At 64.3% G+C, this 16,542-nt stretch carries 18 protein-coding genes and 2 pseudogenes; 5 read left to right on the top strand and 15 right to left on the bottom strand.

Annotation, left to right across the window (positions count from 1 at the left end; translation table 11 throughout):
* Positions 1-23 precede the first annotated feature (23 nt).
* Together NG900_RS20300 and NG900_RS20295 are read right to left on the bottom strand one after the other, a co-directional pair.
* Positions 24-401: a cupredoxin domain-containing protein gene (locus tag NG900_RS20300; RefSeq protein WP_252683162.1), complete on the bottom strand. Its 378-nt coding sequence runs from the start codon at positions 399-401 to the stop codon at positions 24-26.
* Position 402: 1 nt separating this feature from the next.
* Entirely contained in the window at positions 403-1,338 is a 936-nt protein-coding gene (locus NG900_RS20295) for a metallophosphoesterase family protein (protein ID WP_252683161.1), read from the bottom strand.
* Positions 1,339-1,536: 198 nt separating this feature from the next.
* Here NG900_RS20295 and NG900_RS20290 point away from each other — a divergent pair, with 198 nt between their 5' ends.
* Both NG900_RS20290 and NG900_RS20285 read left to right on the top strand, forming a co-directional pair.
* Positions 1,537-2,184, top strand: a complete 648-nt coding sequence (locus NG900_RS20290; RefSeq protein WP_252683160.1) for an RNA polymerase sigma factor — start codon at positions 1,537-1,539, stop codon at positions 2,182-2,184.
* Positions 2,174-2,998: an anti-sigma factor family protein gene (locus tag NG900_RS20285; RefSeq protein WP_252683159.1), complete on the top strand. Its 825-nt coding sequence runs from the start codon at positions 2,174-2,176 to the stop codon at positions 2,996-2,998. Before NG900_RS20290 ends, NG900_RS20285 begins: the two co-directional genes overlap by 11 nt.
* 12 nt (positions 2,999-3,010) lie before the next feature.
* Here the strand turns inward: NG900_RS20285 and NG900_RS20280 are convergent, their stop codons facing one another.
* From NG900_RS20280 to NG900_RS20260, 6 genes are all read right to left on the bottom strand, one after another.
* Entirely contained in the window at positions 3,011-5,680 is a 2,670-nt protein-coding gene (locus NG900_RS20280) for a bifunctional diguanylate cyclase/phosphodiesterase (protein WP_252683158.1), read from the bottom strand.
* 288 nt (positions 5,681-5,968) lie between these two features.
* Complete coding sequence (locus NG900_RS26635; RefSeq protein WP_289813893.1) at positions 5,969-6,103, bottom strand: hypothetical protein; 135 nt, start codon at positions 6,101-6,103, stop codon at positions 5,969-5,971.
* 41 nt (positions 6,104-6,144) lie between these two features.
* Positions 6,145-6,537: a tautomerase family protein gene (locus tag NG900_RS20275; RefSeq protein WP_252683157.1), complete on the bottom strand. Its 393-nt coding sequence runs from the start codon at positions 6,535-6,537 to the stop codon at positions 6,145-6,147.
* Positions 6,538-6,593: 56 nt separating this feature from the next.
* Positions 6,594-7,010 carry a MarR family winged helix-turn-helix transcriptional regulator gene (locus NG900_RS20270; RefSeq protein ID WP_252683156.1) on the bottom strand — a complete coding sequence of 139 codons (417 nt, stop codon included), beginning with the start codon at positions 7,008-7,010 and terminating at the stop codon, positions 6,594-6,596.
* 102 nt (positions 7,011-7,112) lie between these two features.
* Entirely contained in the window at positions 7,113-7,700 is a 588-nt protein-coding gene (locus tag NG900_RS20265) for a 2-hydroxychromene-2-carboxylate isomerase (RefSeq protein ID WP_252683155.1), read from the bottom strand.
* Positions 7,701-7,728: 28 nt separating this feature from the next.
* On the bottom strand, positions 7,729-8,463 hold the full coding sequence (locus NG900_RS20260) for an SDR family oxidoreductase (protein ID WP_252683154.1): 735 nt from the start codon (positions 8,461-8,463) through the stop codon (positions 7,729-7,731).
* Between the two features lie 91 nt (positions 8,464-8,554).
* On the opposite strand from NG900_RS20260, the gene NG900_RS20255 reads away from it, so the two are divergent.
* Positions 8,555-9,130 carry a TetR/AcrR family transcriptional regulator gene (locus tag NG900_RS20255; protein WP_252683153.1) on the top strand — a complete coding sequence of 192 codons (576 nt, stop codon included), beginning with the start codon at positions 8,555-8,557 and terminating at the stop codon, positions 9,128-9,130.
* A 12-nt stretch (positions 9,131-9,142) separates the two neighbouring features.
* On the opposite strand, the gene NG900_RS20250 is transcribed toward NG900_RS20255, so the two are convergent.
* The 7 genes and pseudogenes from NG900_RS20250 to NG900_RS20220 all read right to left on the bottom strand — a co-directional run bounded on the left by NG900_RS20250 (position 9,143) and on the right by NG900_RS20220 (position 14,167).
* Complete coding sequence (locus tag NG900_RS20250; protein ID WP_252683152.1) at positions 9,143-9,655, bottom strand: hypothetical protein; 513 nt, start codon at positions 9,653-9,655, stop codon at positions 9,143-9,145.
* On the bottom strand, positions 9,637-10,179 hold the full coding sequence (locus NG900_RS20245) for a hypothetical protein (protein WP_420804175.1): 543 nt from the start codon (positions 10,177-10,179) through the stop codon (positions 9,637-9,639). Before NG900_RS20245 ends, NG900_RS20250 begins: the two co-directional genes overlap by 19 nt.
* 154 nt (positions 10,180-10,333) lie before the next feature.
* A pseudogene (locus NG900_RS20240) lies at positions 10,334-10,429 on the bottom strand (AraC family transcriptional regulator); the annotation flags it as partial.
* 477 nt (positions 10,430-10,906) lie between these two features.
* Complete coding sequence (locus NG900_RS20235; RefSeq protein ID WP_252683151.1) at positions 10,907-11,329, bottom strand: nuclear transport factor 2 family protein; 423 nt, start codon at positions 11,327-11,329, stop codon at positions 10,907-10,909.
* 134 nt (positions 11,330-11,463) lie between these two features.
* A pseudogene (locus tag NG900_RS20230) lies at positions 11,464-11,673 on the bottom strand (XdhC family protein); the annotation flags it as partial.
* A 116-nt stretch (positions 11,674-11,789) separates the two neighbouring features.
* A complete protein-coding gene (locus NG900_RS20225) occupies positions 11,790-13,229 on the bottom strand; it encodes an aldehyde dehydrogenase family protein (RefSeq protein WP_252683150.1) in 1,440 nt (479 codons plus the stop codon).
* Positions 13,226-14,167, bottom strand: a complete 942-nt coding sequence (locus NG900_RS20220) for a LysR family transcriptional regulator (protein ID WP_252683149.1) — start codon at positions 14,165-14,167, stop codon at positions 13,226-13,228. The genes NG900_RS20225 and NG900_RS20220 overlap by 4 nt, the downstream gene beginning before the upstream one ends.
* 274 nt (positions 14,168-14,441) lie before the next feature.
* Here NG900_RS20220 and NG900_RS20215 point away from each other — a divergent pair, with 274 nt between their 5' ends.
* Positions 14,442-15,935, top strand: a complete 1,494-nt coding sequence (locus tag NG900_RS20215; protein WP_252683148.1) for a UbiD family decarboxylase — start codon at positions 14,442-14,444, stop codon at positions 15,933-15,935.
* On the top strand, positions 15,928-16,542 hold the full coding sequence (locus NG900_RS20210) for a UbiX family flavin prenyltransferase (RefSeq protein ID WP_252683147.1): 615 nt from the start codon (positions 15,928-15,930) through the stop codon (positions 16,540-16,542). Before NG900_RS20215 ends, NG900_RS20210 begins: the two co-directional genes overlap by 8 nt.

The raw sequence follows: 16,542 nt of genomic DNA, 5'->3' as shown, positions 1-16,542 counted from the left end.
CGTTTCATGGTTGTTTTAGGGCTTCAGGTGACCGTCAACGTCCCATTCATCGTCTCGTGCCCCGAGCCGCAGAAGATGTCGCACAGGAAATCGAACGTGCCGGTCTTGTCCGGCGTGAGCGCCAGGCGCACCGTTTGCCCCGGCACCACATCGGCCCGCACGTTGAAATCCGGAATCGAGAAGCCCATCAGGATGTCTTGCCCGGTCAGCTCGAACACCACGGGCACGCCGCGCTTGAGCGTGATCTTGTCGGGCGTGAAGGTGAACTTGCGCGCGTGCACGCGTATGACCTGCGGGCCTTCGCCGTGGGCCACGCAGGCGAGTGCGGCACCGGCCGCGAGCACCGTGAACTGGCGCAGCGCGAGGCGCCGCTTGGGGTTGTAAGCATTGAGTGGGCGCATGTCAGGTGGTCTCCGGGGTCTTGGTGGTGGCATCGGCCTGGATCGGCTGTTCGGCCAGCGCCCAGGTGGCGGTGTCCTGCTTGCCGTGTTCGGTAATGCTGCGCCAGCCCAGGCCGCGATAGGGGGCGGCAGCATCCCACGGAACCGGGTTGCGCTTGGCTTGCGAACCGGGCGCCGGCGGTGCGGGCAGCGGAAACATCAGCGAGCGTGCGGAGTGGTGCGCGATATGCCCGGTCATGTGGTGGTGCTCCTGGTGGATGTGGCCGTAGAACACCGTCACGTTGGGGTGCGGCATGAGCAGGTCGATGACCTGCTGGCCATCGCGCGTGGCCCAGTCCCATTGCGGATACAGATCGAACAGCGGCCGGTGCGTGAACACGACGATGGGCGTGTGCTGCGGCACCGAGCGGAGATCCGCCGCCAGCCAGGCGAGCTGGGCCTCACCCACACGGGCCGAGGGGTCCGACACGTTGTCGACGGTGATGAAGTGCACGCCTTTGTGGTCGAACGCATAATGCGTGCGGCCGAAGAATTCGGAGTAGGCCTCGCCGTTGTCGAGCGAAGCGTCGTGCTCGCCAGGCATGTAGTGCACCACGGGCACCTTGATCCCGGCAGCCATGTCGCGAAACTCGGCCAGCCGCTTGCGGCGCTCGGCAGGGTCGTCGCTGATGTGGGACAGGTCGCCCGTGAAGATGACGAAATCCGGCGCGGGCGACAGCGCATTCACGGCGGCAATTGCCTTGGGCAGCGTACCGCGCGCGTCGGGGTTGGGCGCACCCTTGAAGCCCCAGTGGGTGTCGGATAGCTGCACGAAATAGAAGTCGTCCTGCCGGGTGCCGGCCGCCATTGCCTGCCAGCCGCGCAGGCCGGAGGCGTAGACCAGGCCGCCGACTGCGGCCAGCTGCAGGAACTGGCGTCGTCCGGGTTGCTTGCTCATGGGGTGTCCCTCGCATTGGGTGGTGGATGCATCGTTGCTCCAGCGCGATGAGGCGGGTGGGCGCGCCGGTCCTGTCTGTCATACCGGCGGGGCCGGCACCGTATTCCACGAAACGCGTGTTTCAACAACATTTCTTCGGTGCGGGAATAAACTGGATCGCCCCCCGGTATTGCAGGGGTCAACCGCCTCCAGGCCGCCATGCCCGACCTGCCAGATTCCGCCCTCGACATGCCCACCGACGCGCAGCGATTTGCCCAGGCGGTGCTGCCGCATGTGGATGCCGCCTATAACCTGGCGCGCTGGCTCTCGGGCAGCACACAGGACGCCGACGACATCGTCCAGGAAGCCTGCCTGCGCGCGTTCCGGCTGTTTGGCGGATTTCGCGGTGGGGACGGCCGCCCGTGGCTGCTGGCCATCGTGCGCAACACGTGGTTTTCGGAATGCGCGCGCCGCAAGCAGACGCCCGCCCAGCCGTGGGATGACGCCGCTGCCACCAGCGCCACCGAGGATGACGGCGCCAGCTACGGCGTGGACCCTGCCGCATTGCTCGCCCGCGTGGATGACGTGCGCCGCGTGCACGCCGCACTGGAGCGACTGCCGGTGCCGTACCGCGAGGTGCTCGTGCTGCGCGAGCTGGAGGACCTTCCGTACCGTGACATTGCGGCCGTGGTCGAGGCTCCCATCGGCACGGTCATGTCGCGGCTGGCGCGGGCGCGGCAGCAGCTCGCGCGCCTGTTGACCGAAGACACCGCGCCGCCGCGCACCAACGTCACGCCGATTCGTTCGTCGGCTGGCGCATCGGGCAGCATGGGGAGCACGACCAAGGAGATCCGCCATGAGCTGTGACGACATCCGCGCACTGCTGGCCGCACGCGCCGATGGCGAACTCGGAGCGGCCGACAGCCTGCGCATGGATGCGCATCTGGCAACGTGCAGTGCCTGCACGGATGCCGCCGTGCAACACGATGCCACCGTGCACGCGCTGCGTCAGGGCCTGCGGGCGCCCGGACTGTACGCAAAGGCGCCAGCCGATCTGGCTGCACGCGTGCGGCTAGCCGTGCAGGCGGAAGCGGGGATGCGCCCCGCATTGCCATCAGCGACTCGGGGGCGAAGCGCTGCCGGGTCTCCCTGGCAACGATTGCTGGGCTGGCTGATCACGCCATCGCGGGGGCTTGGCCTGGGCTTGGGGGCCGGTGCGCTGGCCGCCGTGGCGCTCGGCGTGGGGGTGTTCGTGGGCCGGCCCGACACCGTGGCGCTCACCGCGCACGACATCACCGCCAGCCACGTGCGGGCGCTGCTGGGTGCGCGCGAGACCGACGTGCTTTCATCCGATCGCCACACAGTCAAACCGTGGTTCAACGGCCGCATCGACTACGCGCCACCCGTGACGGACCTGGCGGCGCGCGGCTTTCCGCTCATCGGCGGGCGGCTGGACTACATCGACGGCCGACCGGTGGCGGTGCTGGTCTATCGCTCCGCGCAGCATCCGGTGGACCTGTACGTGCGCCCCGAGGCCGGCGGCGATACCGACCCCGCCCTGCGCACCGAGCGCGGCTATCAGCTGATGCACTGGCGTAGCGCCGGCATGGGCTACTGGGCCATCACGGATGCTTCGGCCGACGTGGTGCAGGCATTCGAGCGCGCCGTGCGCGGCAACTGAACGCGCTGTGGTTCAGGTTTCCGTGAGCGAGCGTTCGACCACGAACGACTCGAACGCCGCGGCCGGCACCGGCGGGCAGAAGAAATGGCCCTGCCCGTAGTCGCAGCCCGCGGCCACGAGGATCATCTTCTGCTCCTCGGTCTCGATGCCCTCGGCAATGACCTTGATGCGCAGCGCGTGCGCCATGCTGACGATGGCGCTGCACAGCGCGATGTCTTTCGGGTCATGAGCGAGGCTGCGCACGAACGACTTGTCGATCTTGATGTAGTCGATGTCGAAGCGCTTGAGGTACGACAGCGATGAATACCCCGTGCCGAAATCGTCCAGCGCAACGTCGATCCCGGCGCGCCGGAAAGCGCGAAGATGCTCGATCACTTCGATGCTGTCGGCCATCAACGAGCCTTCGGTAATCTCGACGACCAGGCTATGCGGCGGAATCCCGCGGCGCTCGACCACCGTGGTCCACGATTCGATGCCCGACTGGTGGGCACGGAACTCCACCGGCGATTTGTTGACCGACATCTGCAGCGTGCTGTCGAGCGTGGCATGCCAGCGCATGAGCTGGTCCAGCGCTTCGTTCAGGACCCACTTGCCGATTTCGACGATCAGGCCGCTGTCTTCGGCCACCGGAATGAAATCTGCCGGATCGATTTCGCCGCGGGCAGGGTGCGTCCAGCGGATCAGCGCCTCGGCCTTGCGGACCTTGCCGGTGCGCAGGTCGACGATGGGCTGGTAGTGCACGGCGAGCTGCTGCTCGGCCAGCGCCACACGCAAGTCGCTGGTGACGCGCAGGCGCTCCTGCTCGGCGCGCTGGAGCGCCGGGGTGAAGACGGCCCATTGATTGCGTCCCGCGCTCTTGGCCGCGAACATCGCCTGATCGGCGCGTACCAGCAAGGACTCCGCGCTGTCGGCATCGCGCGGGTACATCGCCACCCCGATGCTGGCGGAGACTTCCACGTTCTCCTCGCCCAGCTGCAGTGGTGTGGCGATGCGCGTGAGCAGGCTGCGGATGATGGGCGCAGCCGCGCCGGGGTCGGTCAGGTCGGACAGGATGATGGTGAACTCGTCGCCGCCCAGCCGTGCCACCGTGTCGGTGCCCCGCACGATGGCCGAGATGCGCCGCGCGATCTCCTTGAGCAGGATGTCGCCCTGGTCGTGACCAAGCGTGTCGTTCACTTCCTTGAAGCGGTCCAGGTCGATGAACAGCAGCGCCAGTTGCGTGGACGACTGCTTGGCCCGCGCGATCTCGTGGCGCAGGCGGTTGTAGAACATGTGCCTGTTCGGCAGATCGGTGAGCGTATCGAAATTGGCCTGGCGCCAGATGACTTCTTCGGCGCGCTTCTTCTCCGTCATGTCGTGGATGAGCGCGACGCGGCGCGGCTCGCCTTGCGCGCTGCCCGCGAACGTGTCGATGGTGAGCAGCGCCGGGAATTCGCTGCCGTCCTTGCGGCGGATCAGGAATTCGCCGCTCCACGTGCCCTTGGTGGACACCGCTTCGCGCATGCCGTCGATCACCACGCTGTCATTGCACTCCGAGCGGATGGCATCGCTGGATTGACCCTTGAACTCCTGCGCGGTATAGCCCGTCGTGATGCTGAATGCCGGGTTGACGTCGACTACCTGCCCGTCGAGCGTGGTCACCATCATCGCTTCGCTGCTCGACGCATACACCATCGAAGCGAGGCGCATTTCTTCGATATGCCGCTTGCGCTCGGCCCCCTGATGCCGCAGCGTGAAATACAGCAGCGCGATCAACAGTGTGGACGCCGCGGCCTCGACAAGGGTGGTATGGCGGTAGCTGTCGTACGGCGCCATCACCGAGGCCACCGATTCCCCCACCAGGAAGAACATCCCGATCTCGGGCACGTGGTGATAGCCCAGGATGCGGTCTACGCCATCGGTGCCCGAGACCACACGGTAGCTGCCCGTTTCCGGCGCGCCCGCTTCGTTGAACTGGCGCCGGCGCGGCGGCTTCTCGATACCGGCGGTGGGGTTGGGCACCCGGGCGACGATCTGCCCCGAATCCTTGATGATGGTGGCCACGCCGTCCCTGCCGACGGTGAGCGTGTTCGCAAAGCTGGCGAACTGCTCGGGGCTGACCGAGACCACCACCACGCCTGCAAACTGCCCCGCCTTGAGGATCGGCCGCGTGAACTGGATCGACCACTTTTTTGACACCTTGCCCTGCACCGGGTCGCTGATGAACAGCACGTCGCGGCCGCCCGATTCCTTGTGCACACGAAAGTGCTCGCGTTGGCTCAGGTCCAGGCGTTGCGTGACGGGGTCGATGCTGGAGTAGACCAGCATGCCGTTTTCATCGATCACGGCCACCTGGAAGGTCAGGTCACGCACGACTTCCTGCCGCTCGTGGATGACTTGCTCGAACACCTCGCGCCCGGCCAGCCAGCTTGCACGCAGGTCGAGCAGGAACTCGGACACGCGACGCGCGCTGCCAAGCGAGTATTCACCAAAGGCCCGGGCTTCGACTTCGGTGCGCGCCTGGGCGGTGCGGGCCAGCCGATCGCGCTCCTGGGTGAGCTGGTGGGACGTGAAAGACCAGATGAAGAGCAGGCACGCCGCCGCCCCGAGGTTGAGCGGCGACAGCAGCCCCCGCAGCCGCGACCATAGCCCTGGCGTTGTGCCAGGTGTGCCATCAGAAGCCCTCGATTGCCCTGCGGCCATCCCCTCTCCAGCGTTTTGCGTGTCCAGTCGGCGCCGAGGCCTGAGGCGTGCCCCAGGTGTTGCCGATTCCATGTGTCTCCCACTCTATATCGGAGCGGATGCGCTGTGTCTTAAGCCGAACGGCGGGGGGAGGTTGAGGCCTCGCAATCGTTTGCGTGCATCGGGCTTACCCTCAGGCTTGGCGTTTGGGCGCAACGTTGTCCAGGAATGGCGCCACAGACGGCCGCCCGGCCTCGCTTTGCCGCGGTCCAGGCTTACCCCGCTGCAATACCCCGCGGGCTGAATGCGTCACGGGCGCGACAGATCGAAGCCCGCCAGCAACACCACCCCCGCCAGCGCCGTCAGCGGCAACGAGTGTTGGCCGAAATACAGCAACGCGGCGGCCAGCCAACTGGCCGCGAAGAATGCACTCATGCGGTTCATGGTCACACCTTGCTCTGTGGTGGAGGGGCCGGGCCAGCACATTACGCGTGCTGATAGCGATACTCCTGCGTCTTGCCGCCATACCCATAGGCGGCAGCGCGGACGTCCTGCACATAGATATAGCTCTCCTCATGCAGGTTGCCGAGCAGTTCAGCAAACGCCGCGAACGCCTCGGCGATGTACTGTGCCTTCTCCGCCTTGGTGTTGGTTTCGTCCGTCACCTTGATGTCGAAATAGACGCTGTTCTTGCCTTGCGCCGCGAGCGTCTGCCCGCCGACCACCCAGTCCGCCGGGTCGACATAGTCGATGGCGATGGCGGTCACCTTCGGGTCTTTGCCGAGGATGCGGGAGGTGAGCTCCAGCAGCGTGGCAGAGATCTTCTGCGTCATCTCCGCAGAACGTTGGGCACTGACTTTGACGTTGAGGATAGGCATGATCGTTCTCCTTATTAATTAGCAATGCAACTATTTGAGTCAAAAAAATTTGACGCTCAGGTCAGGGTTGAGCGCACACCCCGGATCTTTGTCACCGTATCGGTGAACTCGGCACTACCCAGCACACGCTTCAACCGTGCGGTGACGGCGCCGCTGGCTTCGTTCAGCGCTGCCCCGATCTTGACGGCTTCGCGCGTTGGGAAGACTGCGATCTCGCGGCCGTCGGCTTCTGTCTTGCGGCGTTCGATCAGGCCTTTGGCTTCCAGGCCGTCCAGCGCGCGGGTTGCCGTGGGGCGGGTGACCGACATGGCTTCCGACAACTCGCTTTGCAGCATGCCCGCGCGGTCCACGATCGCCCTCAACATGAAGCCCTGCGGGGGCGTCAGGTCGAAGGGCGCGAAGGCATCTGCCCAGACTCGGTCGAGCTTGCGGGCTAGCGCAGTGGTGTTGAAGTAGAGGCAGTGGTCGAACATGGTGAGTTGGATGGTAGTTGGTTATGGTTAGATATGCAACTTGTTTTTGCTTTGTTGTTGGTCCATCCCCGGTATCGGCCCCTGCCGGCGCATGCAGTGGCGTCAGGAGAGCGCTGCTTCGACGAAGTGCAGGCGGTCCTGGCCCCAGAACATGTCGTCACCGACAAAGAACGTCGGGGCGCCGAACACGCCGCGCGCAACGGCGTCTTCGGTCGTTTTGCGCAGCGTCTGCTTGACGCGGTCGTCCTGCACCAGCTCCAGCATCAGCGCGGGCGAGATGCCGGCGGCTTCCAGCACGGCGGCCAATTCCTGCAGATCCCCGAGATTGCGCGGGTGTTCGAACATCGCGCTGAAGATGGCTGCGAGGTAGCGGTGGAATTCGGCGTCGCTGCGCAGTTGCATGCCGACCGCGCCGCGCATCAGTTGCAGCGTGTTGATCGGGAAGTGCGGGTTCTGCTGGATTGGCACGCCGAACTGCTTCGCCCAGCGTTCCAGATCGATGTTGGAGTAGTGGCCCTTGGCGGGAACAGTCGCTGGGCTGCTGTTGCCGGTCGCCTGGAACACGCCGCCCAGCAGCATCGGCCGCCAGACGATCTCCGCGCCCTTGGCCTGCGCGATCTTCGGCAACTGGTGATAGGCGAGGTAGCTGTACGGGCTGCCCACGTCGAAAAAGAATTCGACCTGCTTCATGCGTATGTCTCCTGGTGTTGTGATGGTGTTACCAGCGCTCGATCCATGGGCGCAGATCCAGCTCGTGCGTCCACGCGTCGCGCGGTTGCGTGTGCAGGTACCAGTAGTTCTCGGCGATGTGCTCGGGGTTGAGGATGCCGTCCTGGTCTTTTAGCGCGTAGCGCTCGGGAAAGTTTTCGCGGATGAACTCGGTGTCGATCGCGCCGTCGACCACCACGTGCGCCACGTGAATTCCCTTGGGGCCGAGTTCGCGCGCCATGCTCTGCGCCAGTGCCCGCAGCGCGTGCTTGGCGCCGGCAAAGGCCGCGAAGTTGGCCGCCCCGCGCATCCCGGCCGTCGCGCCCGTGAAGAGAATCGTGCCGCGCCCGCGCGCGACCATGCGCTTGGCCACTTCGCGCCCCGCCAGGAAGCCCGAGAAGCACGCCATCTCCCAGATCTTGAAGTACTTGCGCGCCGTCTCTTCCAGGATGCTGCTCGGCACGTTGGCGCCGATGTTGAACACCATCACCTCGATGGGCGCGACGTCGCGCTCGATGTCATCGACGAGCTTGATGACGTCGTCCTCCTTGCGCGCGTCGGATGCGAAAGCCTGCGCCTGGCCGCCTTCCGCAACGATGGATTCGACCAGCGGCTGCAGCTTGTCGGCCGAACGGCGCGTCACGCAGGCGATGTAGCCCTCGCGCGCAAAGCGCCTGGCAATCGCGCCGCCGGTTGCGTCTCCTGCGCCCACGACGAGCGCTGCCTTCTTGTTGCTTGTCTCCATGTCCACCTCGTTTATAGAATAACGATCGTTATTTCATCGAACGTTATGCTACTGGTTGCATAGTGTCAAGCAGGGAAGTACGGGGGAAGCGATGCGATACCAACCGGGTCACAAGGAAGAAAAGCGCAAGGCGCTGCTCAAAGCCACCGGCCGCAAGGTCAAGACCAACGGCTTTGCCGCGACGGGTGTGGACGCGCTCGCGCAGGCCGCCGGCATGACCAGCGGCGCGTTCTATAGCCACTTCGGTTCCAAGTCCGATTGGCTCAAGGCGCTGATCGAGGCCGAACTGGCCGCCAGTCGCGAGATGTGGGCCGGCAATCCGCACGACACGGCGGCAAACTGGCTGCGCTTCGAGCTGGACCGCTACCTCTGCCTCGCCCACGTGAAGCATCCCGAGGCGGGGTGTGCCGTGCCTGGCCTTGCTGCCGAGATTGCCCGTGCTGAAGTTTCCGTGCGCGCGCTGTATCAGGAGGAGATGCGCAAGGGCCACGCGATCCTCGCGCAGCGCCTGGGAGATGACGATGCCGCGTGGGCAATGATTGCGCAACTGGTGGGGGCCATCCACATCGCGCGGGCCATGCCGGACGAAGCCATGCAGCGAACCATCGTCGAAGCGAGCAAGCGGTTCCTGCAGGACGCGGTGACGCGCCTCGCGACCAAGCCTTAGCGCACGACTGCGCTATTGCAGGTTGCCCCAGCGCGGCACGGCGGGCTCGGCGTTGGCCCATTGCCAGGTGTTGCCGTTCTGGCAGGCGTAGATCGTGTAGCCGGCGCCGGGTGCGTTCTTGGGTGCCTGCGCTTCCTGCACGGTGAGAATCGCTTCGCGGCAGGTGGCCAGCGGCGTGGTGAACGTGCGCACCAGCACGACCTGGCCGTGCGACTTGGTAAAGCCCATCGCGCGCTCGAGCGACCAGTTTAGCGATGGTGTGCCCTCGCTTAACCGGCCGACTGCCGTGGCGAGCGCATCCTGTTCGCTGGCGGCCCATTTGCGCGTTGCGTACTTGATGGACGCGTCCGTCGCCGCATTGACGGAGACAGCCACGCCATAGGCCACCGCCGGGTTGCCGGTGACGGTGCCGGTGGCCACGCCGGCTGCTGCGCCGGTCAACGGCCCGACCGACGAGCATCCCGCCACGAGGCCGGCGCACGCTGCCAGAAGCCAGCGCGCCCCGCTCATTGCAGCGAACCCCATCGCGCCGTGGCAGGTTCTGCGGTGGCCCACTTCCACTGCTTGCCGTCGTGGCAGATCGAGGCGATGAAGAAGTCGACCTGCGCGGCCTCGCCTTTGGCGCCGTCAGCCCCATCGACGGTGAAGAGGATTTCCTTGCAGTTGACGAGCGGCCCGTTGATCGAGCGCGTGACGACCACGCGCCCATGTTCGTTGGGCTCCAGTGGAATGCGGTGCTGGATCTGCCAGTTGCCAACGGTGTTGTCGGCGAGGGCGCCCGCCACCTGGGCAATCTGATCTTGTGTGTCGGTGTGGATGGCGCGCTGGCTTGCCTGCAGTGCGGCCCGTGCACCGGCCTGCACGCCCAGGCCGATGCCGGTGGCCACTGCGGCGTTGTCCGTCACTTTGGCGGCGATGGCCGCACCGCCGATACCGGCCGCGGCCGTTGTGCCTTCCGACATCAGCGAACTGCAGCCGCTGAGTGCGAACGCGCTCAGGGCCAGCGCGCTGCCCAGCATCCGGGCGGATGCGAACCACGGTGTGCGCATGGCAGGACTTCCGAATCTGCAACAGAGCGGATTTTACGGCAGTCGGCGGGCCCGAAACGAGCCTGTGGCGCGGATTTCCACAATTGTTTTGAGTGTCAGCGCGGCTTTGCGCGGTGTTGCGCCGCGCAAAGCCCGATGCGGCGGGCCTTGCGTGTCACCGCTCAGCCTCGCCGCACATCTCCCGGCGGTAGCGCTCGGGCAAGAATCTGACCTGCTTGCGGAACATCGCGATGAACGCCGACGGTGTGCCAGGAGAGCGCGGAGCGTTTCAGGTGCCTTATAACGACAAGACGATCCGTATTGGATCCGCTAAAACCTCTGTCGCATCTCTGGGAAAACGAAGCCGCTCGCGCAAGCGCAAACGGCACGTAGAGAGGAAAGTACTGCGCATGTCAAACGATGTCTAAATGCACCACTGGCTCAAGCGTGCAAGCGAGAAAATTTTGGTCCGACACTTGGACTGATGTCTGAGACGGCATTACGTAGTGCCATGCGAAGAGAGGAAGTGGTGAGCCTTCGTGTCGATACACTGTCAGAAGCCGAGAATCCGCACTACGAAGCGGCCTGTGAACTGAGCTTGTCGTCCGGCGCGAACTGGCGACCCGTCAACCGGGAGCGCTCTGCGAATGAGGTAATCCGGCACCACTCATCGTTCGCTTATGCATAGCCGAGTTCTTCCCTCTCGGGCGCACCTCCATCATCAAAATTTGCTTCATATTGTTCGGTTCTATTTCTTCCCGCTCATTGCATTCCAGGCTGCATGGGAGTCCATGTAGTCTCTCCAATGCGTGATCTTTCGGTTTTTGATCTTGATGATTGAGCAGAACCGATTGTCGTATTTCACGCCTGTCGCGAGGATAGTTCCATGGATCTCGTATTCGATGACGAGGCCGTCATCTGTCTTGTGGCTAATTAACTTGTCGGCAGACTGAAGCGCGATGTTGTCGACGTAGCCTCTGAACGCAGCCATCAGGTCGGTTCGTCCTTTGATGATGCGGGGCCAACCCAGCTCATAGAGAACTTCGTAAATGACGTCGTCGGCGACGATGTCAAAGAAGTGCTCCCCATCGACAAGGTTATCGAGCGCTCCTCGAACCAGGTTGAAGTAAGGGGCGGCGGCCCCGTAGACAGCATATTTCGATTTCGACATGCCAGGCTCTTTGCTCCCTTTGGTATGTTGCTTACAGAATGAGAGTTGAATGTAAATCCGAAGCTAGCCTCAAGGAAGAAGGCACTTTAGTTTCAGTCACTAACATTGATCGACTGTGACGAATGCACATTGCTGCCTTGCAGGTGCGCGAGTTCTTCATCGTTGAGATCGAACTCCTTCAAGCGCTTGCGCCGCGCCGCGTTATTGCGACGCGATCGGAGCGCACCCACATAGAACGCAGGCATTTTCAGCGCTTCCATCAGCGCGAGATCGTCGAGCTTCTGATCGTGCGTCAACGTGATCACCGCACAGCGTTCGTCGAGCTTCATCTCCATCACGGTGTCCACGCGTTGTCTTCATCACGGTCCCCAGCAGCACGCGATGCCCGTCTGCCAGCCACCGCGCGCTGCCTTTCAGGACTTCGAGACCCACGCTGTCCATTGCCTCGCCTCCCTGCCATTCACCGCAACGGTGCGATGCCTTCCGCAACGCCAGCCGACATGCAGATATGCTTCAACTCGGTGAAGTCCGCAAGCGCCTCGTAGCCGTGCAGCCGACCCAGTCCGCTTTGGCGATACCCGCCCGTTTCGGCTTCCGCGAAAAGCTTGTTGTGGTCATTGATCCACACAGTGCCGTTACGCAGCGCGCGCGCGACGCGGAATGCGCGCGCTACGTCGTGCGTCCATACGCTTGCCGAGAGCCCGAAGACCGTGTCGTTCGCTTTCTCGATCGCTTCCATTTCGTTCTCAAAGACTTCCAGCGTGACGAACGGGCCAAAGATCTCGTCCTGACAAAAGAACGCTTTCGGATCGCTATGTTCGACAAGCGTCGGCGACAGAAACGCGTGCCCCGAGCAAGTGCCTCGCAGCAGCACGCGTTCGGCCATCCCGCACGCGCGCTCGATCGTCCGAGCCACCGCATCGCGCGTCGTGCCGTCGATGAGCGCGCCGATATCTGTTGCCCGATCGATGCCCGGTCCGACCCTCAGCGACGCAAGCGCCGACGCGAGGTGCTCGCGCATTTGCGCAGCGCGGGATGCATGAACCAGCACCCGGCGTGCCGCTGTACATTGCTGCCCGGAGATGATCGTCGCGGCGCGCGCGAGACGGGGCGCTATCGCTGCAATATCGGCATCGTCGAAGACGACGCAGCATGACTTGCCGCCAAGTTCGAGCGACAGCTTCTTCATGCTGTCGGCGGCGGCGGCCATGATCTTCTTGCCCGTCGCCGTCGATCCCGTGAAGCTCACCACATCGACGCCGTGCGAATCGACGAGCCGCTGGCTGGCCGCGTATCCCCGTTCATTGACGAGGTTCACCGCGCCTTCTGGCAACGCCGTGTGTTCGAAGCAGCGCACCATCGCGGCTGTGAGCAGTGACGTCTGCGCCGCCGGTTTGACGATCGCCGTGCAGCCGGCCGCCAGTGCGGGTGCGAGCGAGCGCACGAGCAGCACGGCGGGCGCATTCCACGGCACGATGATCGCCGCAACGCCGGCCGCTTCGCGGAGCATCGTCGATATCGTGCCCGGTTCCGCTTCGAGCACGTGCCCGGCAATATGCCGCGCGAGCCCGGCGTAATAGCGTACCTCCGATATCGCGCTTGCAATCTCGCCGCGCGATTGTGCGATCGCCTTGCCGTTCTCGCGCGTGAGCAGCGTTGCGAGGGTGTCGTGTTCGGCTTCGAGCGCCGACGCCCAGCCGAGCAGCACGTCCTGGCGCAAACGCGCGTCCTGCGCCCATGTCGTGCGATCGAACGCGCGGCGCGCGGCGGCGATGGCGGCATCGGCTTCGCACGATCCGCCGTCGGCGAACCGGCCGATGGCCTCGCCCGTTGCGGGATCGATGCTGTCGATGTTGGGCGTGCCGGTCCATTCGCCGGCAATCCAGTGTCGTGCGTTCATGCTGAACGTTCCTTGGTGGTGTGTGAGGGCTCGTCGCCCGACATGTTCGACGCGCGGTGCAACTCGTCGCCGATGATCTCGATCAGGGCTTCTGCCGCCGCGCTCAGCGGGCGGCGCGGATGGCTCACGCAGACAATGTGCCGCACGATGCGAGGCGCCAGAATCGGGCAAGCGCGCAATGTGCCGTGCCGCGCGGCGCGCTCGACGACGATGCGCGGTAGGATCGTCGCAAAGCGCGTGTGCTCGACGAGCTTGAGAATCGTCGACAGCACGTCGATCTCGAAGCGCGGCGCGAGCAGAACGTCCTCGTGTTGCGCAGCGCTGTCGAGCACGCCGCGCAGGCCATGACGTTTGGTGGGCAGCACGAGCTCCAGTTGGGGCAATTGCGCGAGTTCGATTGCATGCGGCAAGTCGGGGCCATGCGCGGCGCTGGTGGCAAGCACCATCTCCTCGTCGAGCAGCGGGCGCGAGTCGAGCGAAAGACGCGCGCGCGGCTTGTTGATGAGGGCGGCATCGAGCTGCCCGCCCGCCACCCAGTCGATGAAGGTCGCGCTGTAGCCATCGGCGACGGTGACTTCGACATCGGGGTAACGCGCGTGAAAGCGCGACAGCGAATCCGCGAGCACGCTTTCCGTCACCGATGCGATCAGCCCGATGCGGACATGCCCCGTAACCACTTCGTCGCGCTGCACGAGTTGCTGCCGCGCGTGCGCAAGGTCACGTACGATCGGTAAAAACAGACGGTACATCAGCCGTCCCGCGGCGGTCGGCGCCATGCCGTGTGCGCCGCGCTCGAACAGCTGTTGATGCAGTTCGTCCTCGAGCTTGGCGATCTGCATACTCAAGGCCGGTTGCACGATGTTCAGGCGCTTCGCGGCACGGGTGACCGAGCCGTCCTCGAACAGCGCGATGAAGTACTGGATTTGCTTGAGGTCCATTTTTCCGGGGCATCAGAGACACTAATAATGTGTGTCGCCATTATCATCCCGCTACCCGCATGCAGGCAGGGCGCAGATTCTTCATGCTCCTGCTTTCTAAGCATGTAGAGCGATACATTGATACGAAACGACACGAGCGCTGTCATCCGGGGGAACACCGATATAAGCAGAAATGATTCAGCGCATCAGAAAACAGTATTAGATCTTATGGGGTGATCTGGCTACGCTCCATCCCATGCGCTCGCTACAGTGCCGCGCATAGATGGAGACGCTGATGAACACTCGCGATGCCGCAACGCACGGCATTCCCTCATTCACCTGGGCACGGGACCACGCTGACACCGGCTCGCTGTCGCTGCGCGACTGGCTCGCGCATCTCGCGAAAACCGGCCGTGTCGCGACGATCGACAAGCCCGTCGCGCTCGAGCACGAACTCGCCGCCATTGCAAAGCGCCTCGACGGCGAACAAGCTGCATTTTTTACGCAGCCGCGCGGACATGCGATGCCCGTCGTGAGCGGCTTCATGTCGAAGCGCGCGTGGATCGCGGAAGCGATGGGCGTCGATGAATCAGCGCTGCTCGCGCATTTTTCCGCTGCGGCCGCAGCGCCGATCGCATCGAAACTGATTCAACGTGAAGACGCGCCCTGTCAGCAAGTGCTGCATACGAGCGGTATCGATCTCCACGCGCTGCTGCCCATTCCCACGCACAGCGAACACGACAACGGCCCGTACATCACCGCTGGTCTCGTGATCGCCCGCAATCCGCGCACCGGCGTGCAGAACGTCTCGATCAACCGAATTCAGGTGCACGGCCCCGATCGCATGGCGATCCTGCTGCTGCCGCGTCATCTCTACGCGTTCCAGCGAGACGCGGAAGCCGCGGGCGATGCGCTCGACGTCGCCATCGTGATTGGTGTCGATCCCCTGACGATGCTCGCGTCGCAAGCGATTACGCCAATTGATCACGACGAACTCGAAATCGCGGGCGCGCTGCACGGTGCGCCGCTGCCTGTCGCGCGATGCGTGACGAACGGCGTGCACGCGCCGGCGTTTGCGGAGATCGTCATCGAAGGGCGCATTCTGCCCAACGTGCGCGAGCCGGAAGGCCCGTTCGGCGAATTTCCCAAGTACTACAGCGCGAAGGAAGCACGCGAAGTCATCGAAGTGACGGCCGTCACGCATCGGCGCAATCCGATCTTTCATACGATCGTGCCCGCCGAAATGGAGCATCTGCTGCTCGGCGCGATTCCGCGTGAAGCCACGTTGCTCGCGCATCTTCAGCGTAGTCATCCCGCCGTGAAGGACGTGCATCTGTCGGTGGGCGGCGTGTGCCGCTATCACCTGTGGGTGCAATTCGACAAGAAGCGCGAAGGCGAAGCGAAGAACGTCATCCTGTGCGCGTTCGGCGCGCATTACGACATCAAGCAGGTCGTCGTCGTCGATACCGATGTGAACGTGCACGATCCCGCCGAAATCGAATGGGCGATCGCGACGCGCTTCCAGGCAGACCGCGATCTGGTCGTGATAGCAGGCGCGCAAGGTTCGCCGCTCGATCCGTCCACGACGGTCGGTCAGCCCGACGATGCGCCGTCGCACCTGCAAGGCGTCAGCGCGAAGATGGGTCTCGATGCGACGCGCCCTGTCGTGTATCCCGCGCATGTGTTCACGCGTGTGCACATACCGGGGCAAGACACGGTCGACCTTCATGCACTCGTCGCCGCTGACAACAGCGCGTTCGACGCCTATCTGTCGCGCGATCATGGCTGAACGAAAGAAGCGCATCGTCGTCGGCATTTCGGGCGCAAGCGGCGCGAGGATCGGCGTGCGTTTGCTCGCCGCATTGCGCCGGCTCGGCACCCACGAGACGCATCTCATCGTGTCGTTGTCGGGCGCGGTGACGGCCGCACAGGAACTCGGCCTCGCGCGGGGTGATCTCGAGGCCGTTGCCGATGTCGTGCACAACGTGCGTGATATCGGCGCGGCCGTGGCGAGCGGATCGTTTCTGACCGAAGGCATGGTAATCGCTCCATGCTCGATGAAAACGCTCGCGGGCGTCGCGAACGGCTTCGCGGACAACCTGCTGACGCGCGCCGCCGATGTGATGCTCAAGGAGCGCCGCCGCCTCGTGCTGGTCGCGCGCGAAACACCGCTCAATCTCGCGCATCTGCGCAACATGACGCTCGCCACGGAAATGGGCGCGATCGTGATGCCGCCGGTGCCCGCGTTTTACGCGCATCCGCAGACCATCGACGACGTGGTCGATCACACGGTCGGTCGCATTCTCGATCTGTTCGGCATCGAGCACCACGAAATTACGCGCCGCTGGAGCGGTCTCGCCGATGAATTCGGCGGCCGCGCCGCACGTGAGGAGTAA

The organism is Ralstonia soli (assembly GCF_023955655.1).
Taxonomy (GTDB): Bacteria; Pseudomonadota; Gammaproteobacteria; order Burkholderiales; family Burkholderiaceae; genus Ralstonia; species Ralstonia soli.
The sequence above is the reverse complement of the archived record's forward strand: the minus strand, read 5'-3'. Positions and strand labels throughout refer to the sequence as shown.

Bases quoted from the DNA above. Each gene is read 5' to 3' on its own strand.
- NG900_RS20300 (WP_252683162.1), bottom strand. From the start codon at position 401: ATGCGCCCACTCAATGCTTACAACCCCAAGCGGCGCCTCGCGCTGCGC.
- NG900_RS20295 (WP_252683161.1), bottom strand. From the start codon at position 1,338: ATGAGCAAGCAACCCGGACGACGCCAGTTCCTGCAGCTGGCCGCAGTC.
- NG900_RS20290 (WP_252683160.1), top strand. From the start codon at position 1,537: ATGCCCGACCTGCCAGATTCCGCCCTCGACATGCCCACCGACGCGCAG.
- NG900_RS20285 (WP_252683159.1), top strand. From the start codon at position 2,174: ATGAGCTGTGACGACATCCGCGCACTGCTGGCCGCACGCGCCGATGGC.
- NG900_RS20280 (WP_252683158.1), bottom strand. From the start codon at position 5,680: ATGGCCGCAGGGCAATCGAGGGCTTCTGATGGCACACCTGGCACAACG.
- NG900_RS26635 (WP_289813893.1), bottom strand. From the start codon at position 6,103: ATGAACCGCATGAGTGCATTCTTCGCGGCCAGTTGGCTGGCCGCCGCG.
- NG900_RS20275 (WP_252683157.1), bottom strand. From the start codon at position 6,537: ATGCCTATCCTCAACGTCAAAGTCAGTGCCCAACGTTCTGCGGAGATG.
- NG900_RS20270 (WP_252683156.1), bottom strand. From the start codon at position 7,010: ATGTTCGACCACTGCCTCTACTTCAACACCACTGCGCTAGCCCGCAAG.
- NG900_RS20265 (WP_252683155.1), bottom strand. From the start codon at position 7,700: ATGAAGCAGGTCGAATTCTTTTTCGACGTGGGCAGCCCGTACAGCTAC.
- NG900_RS20260 (WP_252683154.1), bottom strand. From the start codon at position 8,463: ATGGAGACAAGCAACAAGAAGGCAGCGCTCGTCGTGGGCGCAGGAGAC.
- NG900_RS20255 (WP_252683153.1), top strand. From the start codon at position 8,555: ATGCGATACCAACCGGGTCACAAGGAAGAAAAGCGCAAGGCGCTGCTC.
- NG900_RS20250 (WP_252683152.1), bottom strand. From the start codon at position 9,655: ATGGGGTTCGCTGCAATGAGCGGGGCGCGCTGGCTTCTGGCAGCGTGC.
- NG900_RS20245 (WP_420804175.1), bottom strand. From the start codon at position 10,179: ATGCGCACACCGTGGTTCGCATCCGCCCGGATGCTGGGCAGCGCGCTG.
- NG900_RS20235 (WP_252683151.1), bottom strand. From the start codon at position 11,329: ATGTCGAAATCGAAATATGCTGTCTACGGGGCCGCCGCCCCTTACTTC.
- NG900_RS20225 (WP_252683150.1), bottom strand. From the start codon at position 13,229: ATGAACGCACGACACTGGATTGCCGGCGAATGGACCGGCACGCCCAAC.
- NG900_RS20220 (WP_252683149.1), bottom strand. From the start codon at position 14,167: ATGGACCTCAAGCAAATCCAGTACTTCATCGCGCTGTTCGAGGACGGC.
- NG900_RS20215 (WP_252683148.1), top strand. From the start codon at position 14,442: ATGAACACTCGCGATGCCGCAACGCACGGCATTCCCTCATTCACCTGG.
- NG900_RS20210 (WP_252683147.1), top strand. From the start codon at position 15,928: ATGGCTGAACGAAAGAAGCGCATCGTCGTCGGCATTTCGGGCGCAAGC.